The sequence below is a fragment of the Kribbella italica genome, assembly GCF_014205135.1.
GTDB classification, from domain to species: domain Bacteria; phylum Actinomycetota; class Actinomycetes; order Propionibacteriales; family Kribbellaceae; genus Kribbella; species Kribbella italica.
Genome location: NZ_JACHMY010000001.1, coordinates 3,102,763 through 3,113,717, shown reverse-complemented (window position 1 = coordinate 3,113,717; position 10,955 = coordinate 3,102,763). Strand labels below are relative to the sequence as shown.

3 protein-coding genes are annotated in these 10,955 nt (G+C 71.2%); all 3 read left to right on the top strand.

Annotated features, from left to right (window positions below; all coding sequences use genetic code 11):
• Positions 1-176: 176 nt before the first annotated feature.
• Positions 177-8,759, top strand: a complete 8,583-nt coding sequence (locus HDA39_RS14350) for a right-handed parallel beta-helix repeat-containing protein (protein ID WP_184795713.1) — start codon at positions 177-179, stop codon at positions 8,757-8,759.
• A gap of 94 nt (positions 8,760-8,853) precedes the next feature.
• The gene (locus HDA39_RS14345) at positions 8,854-10,299 is read left to right on the top strand and encodes a sensor histidine kinase (RefSeq protein ID WP_184795712.1); all 1,446 of its coding nucleotides are present in this window, start codon (positions 8,854-8,856) and stop codon (positions 10,297-10,299) included.
• Positions 10,296-10,952 carry a response regulator gene (locus HDA39_RS14340; RefSeq protein ID WP_184795711.1) on the top strand — a complete coding sequence of 219 codons (657 nt, stop codon included), beginning with the start codon at positions 10,296-10,298 and terminating at the stop codon, positions 10,950-10,952. The genes HDA39_RS14345 and HDA39_RS14340 overlap by 4 nt, the downstream gene beginning before the upstream one ends.
• Positions 10,953-10,955: the final 3 nt, after the last annotated feature.

The window sequence follows — 10,955 nt, the reverse complement described above, 5'->3', positions numbered from 1 at the left end:
CCAGGAGCCACCGACAGTTCCATGAGAATCACCTCATGTCGGTGAGAGTCTCCTCATGATCACTCCGCGCCGCAGAGCGCGCTCCTAGGATCCGGAGCGTCGGGCAGCACCGGTGGGGGCCGGGTCCGGCGCGCAAGGGGGGTGGGGAATCCCCCTGTCAGGAGGGGGATACAGCCATGTCCAGTTCTCAGCGCACCCGCCGTACCTTGGCCGCGGTCGTCGCCGCTCTCGCGCTCGTCGTCGCACTGGTTGCCGTACCCGCGACCCCGGCCGTCGCCAGTTCGGTGTACGCCGTGACGACGACGGCCGACCAGGTCGACGCGGTCCCCGGCAACGGGATCTGCGCCACCGCGGCCGGCACCTGCAGCCTGCGGGCGGCGATCCAGGAGGCCAACGCGACCACGGTCGCCGACACCATCCAGGTCCCGGCCGGGACCTACCCACTCACTCTCACCGGGCAGAGCGACACCACCGGTGACCTCGACATCATCAGACCGGTCAGCATCCTGGCCACCGGCTCGGCGATCGTCGACGCGAACGGCATCGACCGCGTCCTCGAGATCCACCCGGACGCCGGCGCAGTCACCCTGTCCGGCCTGACCCTGCGCGAAGGCAGCCACGGCGAGCTGGGCGGTGGCCTCTACAACACCTCCACCGGCACCGTCCGCCTGCAGAACGGCGCCGTCCTCGACAGTACGGCGACCACCACCGGCGGCGGCATCGCCAACGAGGGCACGGGCCGGCTCGAGCTGACCGGCGTCACCGTGCAAGGAAACCGGACCGACGGTGAGGGCGGTGGCATCGCCACGTCCCTTGGCGCCCTCACCGTCACCGGTACGGCGGCAGCGCCCAGCCGGATCGCCGACAACGAGGCCCGCACCGGCGCCGGCCTGTTCAACAGCGGCGAGCCCGGTCCCGACGGCCAGCCGAGCGTCGCCACCCTCACCCACACCACCTTCACCGGCAACGCCGCGACCGGGGCCGGCGGCGGCGCCTTCGTCGGTCACGAGGGCGAACTGATCGTTGCCGACAGCACCTTCACCACCAACACCGCGGTCGAGTACGGCGGCGCCGTCGCGACGCTCGCCAAGACCACCCTCAGCATCACCCGCGGATCGCTGGACCAGAACTCGGCCGGTGGCGCCGGCGGTGGCCTCTACACCGACACCGAGGGCCCGGTCACCGTGACGAGCGTGGCGGTCACCGGCAACAACGCCACCGAGTCCGGCGGCGGTCTGTCGCTGAACAGCAGCGGCTCCGTGACCGTCCGGGACAGCCGCATCACCGGAAACACGACCGCGGCCGACGGCGGCGGTGTCGCGAACGGCGGACAGCGCGTCAGCCTGGAACGCCTGGTGATCCAGGACAACCGCGCGACCGGCAACGGCGGTGGTGTCGCCAGTGACGGCAGCGGCGACTTCACGCTGCTGGAGAGCGCGCTGAGCGCGAACACCGCGGCCAGCGGCGGCGGACTGGCCAACGAGGCGGACGGAGCGCTGCGCGTCGTCCGCTCCACGATCTGGAACAACAGCGCGCGGACCAGCGCCGAGGAGGACAGCGGTCTGGGCGGTGGCGTCTACGGTCTGGGTGACGCCGAAGCGACGTACGAGAACACCACGATCACCGGCAACTACGCGCAGGTCCGCGGCGGTGGGCTCTACATCGACTCCGACTCGTCCGTCCGCGTGGTCAGCTCGACGATCGCGCAGAACAGCGCGCCGACCGCGAGCGGGGTCGGCGGCGAGGTGACCTCGCAGAACTTTCCGATCGAGCCGAGCCAGTCCGTGCTGTTCCGCAACACCGTTGTCGGTGGCAACCGGTTGGGGGCCGGCTGCAACTTCGCGATCGGTTCCGAGGGCGGCAACCTCGACTCGGCCGACTCCTGCTACTTCCGCGGTCCGCGGGACCGGGCGAACGCCGGCGACCCGCGGCTGGACGCCGTCGCGGACAACGGCGGCCCGACGATGACGCAGGCGCTACAGAACGACAGCTTCGCGGTCGACGGCGGGGTCTCGCCCTGTCCGGCGACCGACCAGCGCGGGGTGACCCGGCCGAAGAGCACGACCTGTGACATCGGTGCGTACGAGCACGAGGGTCCGTTCGGCCCGCCCGACACGACGGCGCCGGACACCAGCCTGGTCGACCCGCCGGCGGCGGTCGGCGAGACGGCGACGTTCCGGTTCAGCGGCACGGACGCGGTCACGCCGTTGAGCGAGCTGCTGTTCGAGTGCCGGGTCCTGCACAACGACCCGACCGACCCGCCGGACCCGACCGATCCGACCGAGCCGCCGGACCCGGAGTTCGCGTGGCTGGGCTGCCCGAACCCGTACGTCGTACAGGTCGAGGAAGGGGACAACCGGATCGAGGTCCGCGCGGTGGACCGGGCCGGCAACGTCGACCCGAGCCCGGCCGTGCACGAGTTCGTGGCCGGCCAGGACACCACTCCGCCGCAGACCAGCTTCACCCTGACTCCGCCGAACCCGAGCAACGGCCGGACGGCGACCTTCGGCTTCACCGCGACCGACGACCTGACGCCGTTGCTGCTGATCGAGTTCGAGTGCCGGATCGACAGCACCGACGAGGAGGCGTGGGTCGAGTGCTTCCACCCGACCACGTTCTCCAACCTGACGCCCGGCCAGCACACCGTCCAGGTCCGCGCGACCGACGAGCTGGACAACGTCGACCCGACGCCCGCGTCGTACACCTGGACGGTCGCGTCACCGGCCGACTGCGACGAGGCGAACGTGACGCTGACGCCGGTCGCCGACAGCTGGGTCGACGAGGAGAGCCCGCTCGAGAACTTCGGCACCCAGCCGGACCTCACCGTCAGATCCAGCAGCCCAGGTGCCGACGCCCGTGCCCTGGTCCGCTTCGGATCGCCTGGTGCACTGCCGAGCGGCTGCGAGCTGACCTCGGCGACGCTGCGCCTGCACTCCGAGAGCGGTGATCCGGGCCGCACGCTGGCCGCCGTTCCGATCGCCGCGGCGTGGAACGAGACCGCTGTCACCTGGAACACCCAGCCGATGACAACCGGTACGGCGGTCGACGCGTCCTCCGGGTCCGGCTTCCGTGAGTGGAACCTGACCAGCCAGGTCACCGCGATGCTCGCGGGCGGGCCGAACCACGGCTTCCTGATCCGCGACACCGCGGAGGAGGCCGAGGACCCCGGCGCCGAGCAGAGCTTCACGAGTCGCCAGGCCGACCAGGACCCGGCCGCGCCGCCGACGCTGCCGCAGCTCGTCCTGCGCTTCGGCGGACCCGGTACGCCGCCACCGCCACCACCGGCCGTCCCTGAGCCGGCGACGGTGAGCTGCGGTCAGGTGCTGACCCAGAGCACGAGGCTGCTCAACGACCTGACCGATTGCCCGCTGGACGGCCTGATCATCGGCGCGCCGAACATCGAGGTCGACCTGAACGGCCACACCGTCGACGGCCCGGGCTACTTCCCGGACCAGCCCGGCTCGCCGATCGAGCTTCCGGAGGGCGGTCTCCCGGCCGGCGTCCGCAACGTCGGGTACGCCGGAGTGGTGGTCCGCAACGGCACGATCACCGAGTTCGGGTACGGCGTCCAGCTGATGGCCGGCTCCCGCTTCGGGACCGTCCAGGGGCTGACCCTGCGCGGCAACGCGACGGCCGGGATCGAGCTGTCCGACGCCGACGACGGCCGCAACGGCAACAAGGTGCTCGGCAACACGCTGACCGGCAACGAGATCGGCATCGCGCTGGTCAACGGCAGCGAGCACAGCGTCGTCGAGAACAACACGCTGACCGGCAACCTCGCCACCGCGATCCACGCGTGGTCGGGCGGTGGGCACCGGATCGCGGACAACCGGATCAGCGGGGTCACCGAGGACCCGCTGCTGAGCAGCGACGGCGGCATTCTCGTGCAGTCGTCGACCGGCAACGTGCTGGTGGACAACGCGCTCTCCGACACCGGGGACGCCGGCATCCTGATCACCGAGGGCGCGCACCGTAACCGCGTCCAGGACAGCACCTTCAGCCGGACCGGGGACGCCGGGGTCGCGATCGAGGAGTCCGACGGCAACCAGGTCCTGGACAACGCGGCGTACCTGGCCTCGGACAGCGGTGTGAGCCTGTCCGGCGCGAGCGCGTCGGTGGTCCGCGGCAACGACGTCCGGTTCAACCCGTCCGGGGTCGAGCTCGACGCCTCGTCCGACAACCTGATCGAGGCCAACAACGCGAGCCGTACGTCGGGCAACGGGATCACCGTCGGCCACGACTCGTTCCGCAACCGGATCCTCGACAACCTCGCCACCGCGACCAGCGCCGACGGCATCGTGCTGCTCGGCGAGGCACTCGACGCCAACGGCGACCCGGCGGCCGGGAGCCTGGTCCGCGGCAACACCACGCACAGCAACCTGGGCGACGGCCTGGCCTCGGCCGCCGGGCACACGCTGACCGGCAACCGTTCGCACAACAACGCCGCCTGGGGCATCGACGCCGCCGAACCGACGGTCGACGGCGGGGGAAACCTTGCCAATGGCAACGGTCAGGTGGAGCAGTGCGCCGGCGTGGTCTGCCTGCCCGGTACGCCGGTCCCGCCGGAGCTGCCGGACACGACCGCTCCGGACACCACGATCAGCACGCGTCCGGCCGACCCGAGCAGCAGCATGGCGACCGCGACGTTCACCTTCACCGGGACCGACAACCTGGCTCCGGCGGGTGCGCTGCGGTTCGAGTGCCGGCTAGACGCTCCGGCCGGGAGCGAGACCTGGGCCGACTGCCCGACGCCCACCAGCTTCGGCTTCCTGCCCGCTGGTGAGCACACCTTCGAGGTGCGCGCGATCGACCCGTCGGACAACCCCGACCTGAGCCCGGCGAGCTACACCTGGACCGTCGTACCGGCTCCGCCCGGGCCCGACACCAAGCCGCCGAGCACGACCATCCACACCGGGCCGGAGCTCAACGGGACGAGCACGACCGCGACGTTCGGCTTCCGGGGCAGCGACAACCTGACGCCGGGCCCGAACCTGCGGTACGAGTGCAAGCTCGACTCCGGCGCGTACGCGGCCTGCACCAGCCCGAAGACGTACACCGGTCTGGCGCTCGGCCAGCACACCGTCGAGATCCGCGCGATCGACCTGGCCGGCAACGTCGACCCGACGCCCGCGACCCGGATCTGGACGATCGGGGAGGCGCCGGCCGACACGACCGCGCCGGACACGCTGATCAGCAGCGGTCCGGACCCGACCACCGTGGCGACGAGCGCGACGTTCGCGTTTACCTCCACCGAGGCCGGCTCGACGTTCACCTGCGCGTTGGACGGCGCGGCGTACACGACCTGTACGTCGCCGCACACGCTGACCGCCGTACCGGTCGGTGACCACACCTTCCGGGTCCGGGCGACCGATGCCGCGGGCAACACCGACGCGAGCCCGGCGGCGTACGGGTGGACGGTGAGCGCGGCGCCGGTGCCGGTCACCGCGACCTGCGGGCAGGTCCTGACGCAGAGCAGCCTGATCGTCAACGACCTGACCAACTGCCCGAACGACGGGCTGGTGGTCGGGGCGGCCAACATCACCGTCGACCTGGACGGCTCGGTCGTCGACGGCAGCGGGCAGGGCGCCGGCATCCGCAACCCCGGCTTCGACGGGGTGACGATCACCGGCGGGACCGTGCAGGAGTTCGACCACGGTGTCCAGCTCACCGCCGGTACGGCGCTCGGGATCGTCGACGAACTGACCGTCCGGCTCAACCAGGAGACCGGGATCCAGCTCGTCAACGCGGACGACGGCAGCAACGGCAATGTCGTCCGGGAGAACACGCTGACCGGCAACGGCGCCGGGGTCAGCCTCGAGGGCGGGACCCAGGGCGCGTCGGTTCTGCGCAACACGATCGGCGGCAGCACCCGGGAAGGTCTGCGCGTGCTCGCCTCCAGCGGCAACACGCTGGAGAGCAACACCGTCACCGGATCGGGTGAGGGCGGTCTGCTGCTCGATGCCTCTGGCAACAACACGGTGGTGAGCAACTCGCTCACCGGCAGCGCCAAGAGCGCCGTCCTGGTCCAGGCCGGCTCGAACGCCAACCGGCTGGAGGGCAACACGCTGCGCGACGGTGAGACCGGCATCGAGCTGGTCGACTCCGACGACAACCAGGTGATCGCGAACATCGCGAACCAGATGGACAAGGCGGCGGTCGCGCTCGAGCAGGCCGACGACACCGTGGTCCGCGGCAACGACCTGCGCTTCAACGGCGGCGGCGTCGACCTGCAGGAGTCCGGCACCAACCGGATCGAGCAGAACAACGCCAGCGAGAACTCCGACACCGGGATCGCGATCGGCGCGTCGTCGCTGGGCAACGTGGTGGTGGGCAACAACGCCACCGCCAACGACTCCGAGGGGATCGCGGTCGAGGCCGACGTCCTGGCCGGGTCCACGCTGCCGGGCAACCTGCTCGACCGCAACACCGCTGACGACAACTCCGGCGACGGCATCGCGGTGACCAAGGCCGGCCACACGGTCACGGCCAACAGTGCGAACAACAACGACGGCTGGGGCATCCACGCCGAGATCGGCACCATGGACGGCGGCAACAACCGCGCCGTCGGCAACACCGAGCTCGCCCAGTGCTACAACGTCGAGTGCAACGGCGGGCCGCCGGTTCCGCCGGAGGTCTCGCCACCGAACACCGAGCTGCTGGAGTTCCCGGCCAACCCGAGCGGCAGCCGCTCGGCCGCGTTCCTCTTCACCGGGATCGACGACAACACGCCGCTGGCGGAGCTGTCCTTCGAGTGCCGCATCGACACCGCGGCCTTCACCGACTGCGAGAACCCGCGGCTGTACTCCGGCCTGGCGCCGGGCACGCACACCTTCCAGGTGCGGGCCGTCGACCTCGCCGACAAGGTCGATCCGACCCCGGCCAGCTACGTCTGGGTGATCGACCTGCCGCCGCCCGGCGTACCGCCGGACACGACCGTGCTGTCCGGGCCGGCTGCTCAGACGCCGCTGGAGGAGGCGCTGTTCACCTTCAGCAGCAACGAGCCGGACACCACCTTCCAGTGCTCGCTGGACGGCGCGGCCTTCACGGCGTGCACGTCACCACGGGAGTACCCGGAGGTCGCGTACGGCGCCCACGAGTTCCAGGTTCGAGCAGTTGACCCGGAGGGCAACGTCGACGCCAGCCCGGCCGTACACAGCTGGACCAGGACCGGCCCGCCGGTCGTCACCATCCAGTCCGGCCCGGCCGACCCGACCACGGACACCACCGCGACGGTGACCTTCATCGCGAACGAGCAGGTGACGAAGTACGAGTGCTCGCTCGACCTGGCGCCGTTCACCGAGTGCACCTCGCCGGTCTCGTACGACGACCTCGCGGTCGGTGACCACTCGCTGCGGATCCAGGCGACCGACCTCGACGGGATCGTCTCCGGGCCGGACGAGATGGGTGTGCACGAGTGGCAGGTCGACCCACCGGTCGACACCGTCGCTCCGCAGACGGTGCTCACCAGCGGCCCGGCCAGTCCGAGCGGTACGTCGACCTTCGTCTTCACCGGCAGCGACAACGTCACGTCGCCGCAGGGGCTGACCTTCGAGTGCCGGCTGGACAGCGACAACGAGGCGGACTTCGCCGAGTGCACCAGCCCGTACACCTATCCCAACCCCGACCTGCCCGACCCGCTGTCGATCGGCCAGCACACGGTCGACATCAGGGCCCTGGACGTCGAGGACAACGTCGACCCGACCCCGGTCCGGCACACCTGGACCTTCACCGGGGACACCGTCGCACCGCTGACGGCGTTCGCGTCGGGGCCGCCGGCAACGACCACCGCGACCGAGGTGACGCTCACCTTCGCCGCGAACGACCCGTACGCGACGTTCGAGTGCTCGCTGGACAACGCTGCCTTCGAGACCTGCGAGTCGCCGTACCAGATCCAGGGCCTGGAGCCCGGTCCGCACCAGTTGCGGGTCCGTGCCACCGACCTGTCCGGCAACACCGAAGCCGTCGCGGTCGCCCGCAACTGGACGGTCGTGGTGGCACCGGAGACGACCATCACCTCCGGGCCGGCCGCGACCACTCCCAGTACGACGGCGACGTTCGTGTTCAGCTCGAACCGGCCGGGGTCCACGTTCACGTGCTCCCTGGACGGCGCGGACTTCGCGGCCTGCACCTCGCCGGTCACGGTGAACGCGCTCGCGCTGGGTAGTCACACCTTCCATGTGTACGCCGCCGCGGACGGTCTCGTGGACACCACACCGGCCGTCCACGGCTGGACGGTCACCACCCCACCACCGGTCTGTACGCCGGGCACGGTGACGGTCGGCGCGGCGGGTGACAGCTGGCTGCTGCAGAGTTCGGGCGGGCAGAACTACGGCACGGACTCGGTGCTGAAGGTCGACACGAAGTCCGGGGCGAACGCCCGCGCCGCGGTCCGGTTCAACCTGCCGGCCGTACCCGCCGGGTGCGAGATCACCGACGCCAAGCTGCGGCTGTACGCGTCGTCGTACAAGGCCGGGCGCACGCTGCACGCGCTCCGGCTGAACGGCCCCTGGACCGAGCCGAACGTGACCTGGAGCAACCAGCCGGCCACCACCGGGACAGCGGCCGCGGCCACCTCGCCGAACACCAACCGGTACGTCGAGTGGGGCGTGGTGCCGCAGCTGCAGAGCATGTACGCCGGGTCCAACCACGGCTTCCTGATCCGCGACAGCGCGGAGAACGGCGGCGGGCTGGACCAGGCCTTCCACAGCCGCGAGAAGGGCACCGACAACCCACCCAGGTTGGTGATCACCTTCGGCTGACGGGCCGTCACCGGCCGGCGTAGTTCACGGACTGTTCGCCGGCCGGTGACCGCTCCGAGATGGACTACGCACAGTGATCAGGTGACGGTGAGGGATGACGGGGATCGGACGGTTCTCGGATCTGACCCGGTCGGTCCGGGCGCGGATCCTGGCCTGGGTGCTGCTGCTCGCGGCGCTCGGCATGGCGGGCGCGGCCGGTACGGCGTACGTGCTGGAGCGGGAGCGGATCGACGTACGGATCGAGCAGGCGCTGGCGCAGGAGGTCTCCGAGTTCGCCGAGTTCCGGCGGTCGGCGGTGGATCCACGCGACGGCGGGCAGTTCACCACGCTGGAGCGGCTGTTCGAGGTGGCGCTGCGGCGGAACGTTGCCGACCACCACCAGACGCTGGTCGCGTACCTGCAGGACGAGACGTTGTCGCCGTCCGGCGGGACGGTGGCGCTGCACGACGACCCGGTCTTCCGCGACCTGGTCACCGCCTCGCGGCAACCGTTGTCGGGCGCCTACGAGTCCGCCAGCGGGCCGGTCCGGTACTCGACCGTGCCGATCACGCTCTCGACCGAGCGCGGGACGTTCGTGGTGGTGTACTTCACCGGTCCGGAGATGGCCGAGCTGACCGAGGTTTTCCAGATCTACTCGGCCGTCGCGGTCGCCGCACTGGCGGTGATCGCGGTGGTCGGCTGGCTGGCGGCCGGACGGTTGCTGCGGCCGATCCGCGACGTCCGGCAGGCCGCGCAGCAGATCGGCGAGACCGACCTGTCCCGCCGGATAGTTGCTCCAGGCAATGACGATGTGTCGTCGCTGGCCCGGACCTTCAACGCGATGCTGGACCGGCTGGAGGAGGCGTTCGCGACCCAGCGCCGGTTCCTCGACGAGGTCGGGCACGAGCTGCGGACGCCGATCACGATCGTCCGCGGGCATCTCGAGGTGCTGAACACCGCGGACGCCGAGGAGACCGCCGAGGTCCGCGGCCTGCTGCTCGACGAGCTGGACCGGATGAGCCGGTCGGTGGAGGACCTGATCGTGCTGGCGAAGGCGGAACGGCCGGACTTCCTGCGGACCGACCTCGTGGACATCGGCCTGCTGACCGACCACGTGCTCGACAAGGTCCGGGCGCTGGGGGACCGCCGCTGGCGGATCGACCGCCGGGCCGACGCGTGGGCAGTCGCCGACGCGCAGCGGCTGACGCAGGCGCTCGTCCAGCTCGCGGAGAACGCGGTGAAGTTCACGAGGCCGGGCGATCGGGTGCTGATCGGTTCGGCCGCGGACGGGCGGATGGTCCGGCTCTGGGTGCGGGACAGCGGGCCGGGGGTCGCGCCCGGCGATGCCGAACGGATCTTTCGCCGGTTCGAGCGCGGTGCCGGGCGCGCGGAGGGTTCGGGGCTGGGGCTCGCGATCGTCCGCGCGATCGCGGAAGCCCACGGCGGCTCGGCCCGGCTGGAGCCGACGCCGGGCGGTGGGGCGACGTTCGTGCTGCTGATCCCGCAGGCGGTCGCGCCCGTGCCGGCGACCGCCGTACCGCGGGAGGAGGTGGTGCTGTGAACCGGGTGCTGATCGCCGAGGACGAGGAGCGGATCGCGTCGTTCGTCGCCAAGGGCCTGCGGGCCAACGGGTTCACGCCGACCGTCGTCAGCGACGGCCGGACGGCGCTGGACCACGGGCTGACCGGTGAGTTCGACCTGATGCTGCTCGACCTCGGGCTGCCGGAGCTGGACGGGTTCACCGTGCTCGGCCGGCTGCGGACGGCGGGCAGCGCGATGCCGGTGGTGATCCTGACCGCGCGCAGCTCGGTGCAAGACACCGTGGCCGGGCTGGAAGGTGGCGCCGACGACTACCTGTCGAAGCCGTTCCGGTTCGAGGAACTGCTGGCGCGGATTCGGCTGCGGCTGCGCGACGACCGCGGGGCCGAGCCGGCCATCCTGCGGCGCGGGTCGCTGGCGCTCGACCTGCGGTCGCGGTGCGCCGTGGTGGACGGGCGGATGGTGCCGCTGACCGCGCGGGAGTTCGTGCTGGTGGAGGTGTTCCTGCGCAACGCCGGGCAGGTGCTGTCACGCGAGATGCTGCTCAGCCGGGTCTGGGGGTTCGAGTTCGACCCGACCTCGAACGTCGTCGACGTCTACGTCCGGTACCTGCGCCGCAAGCTGGGGGTGGACCGGTTCGAGACGGTGCGCGGCGCCGGGTACCGGCTGGTCTAGGGC

Coding starts and splice junctions, on each gene's coding strand:
- HDA39_RS14350 (WP_184795713.1), top strand. CDS start 177: ATGTCCAGTTCTCAGCGCACCCGCCGTACCTTGGCCGCGGTCGTCGCC.
- HDA39_RS14345 (WP_184795712.1), top strand. CDS start 8,854: ATGACGGGGATCGGACGGTTCTCGGATCTGACCCGGTCGGTCCGGGCG.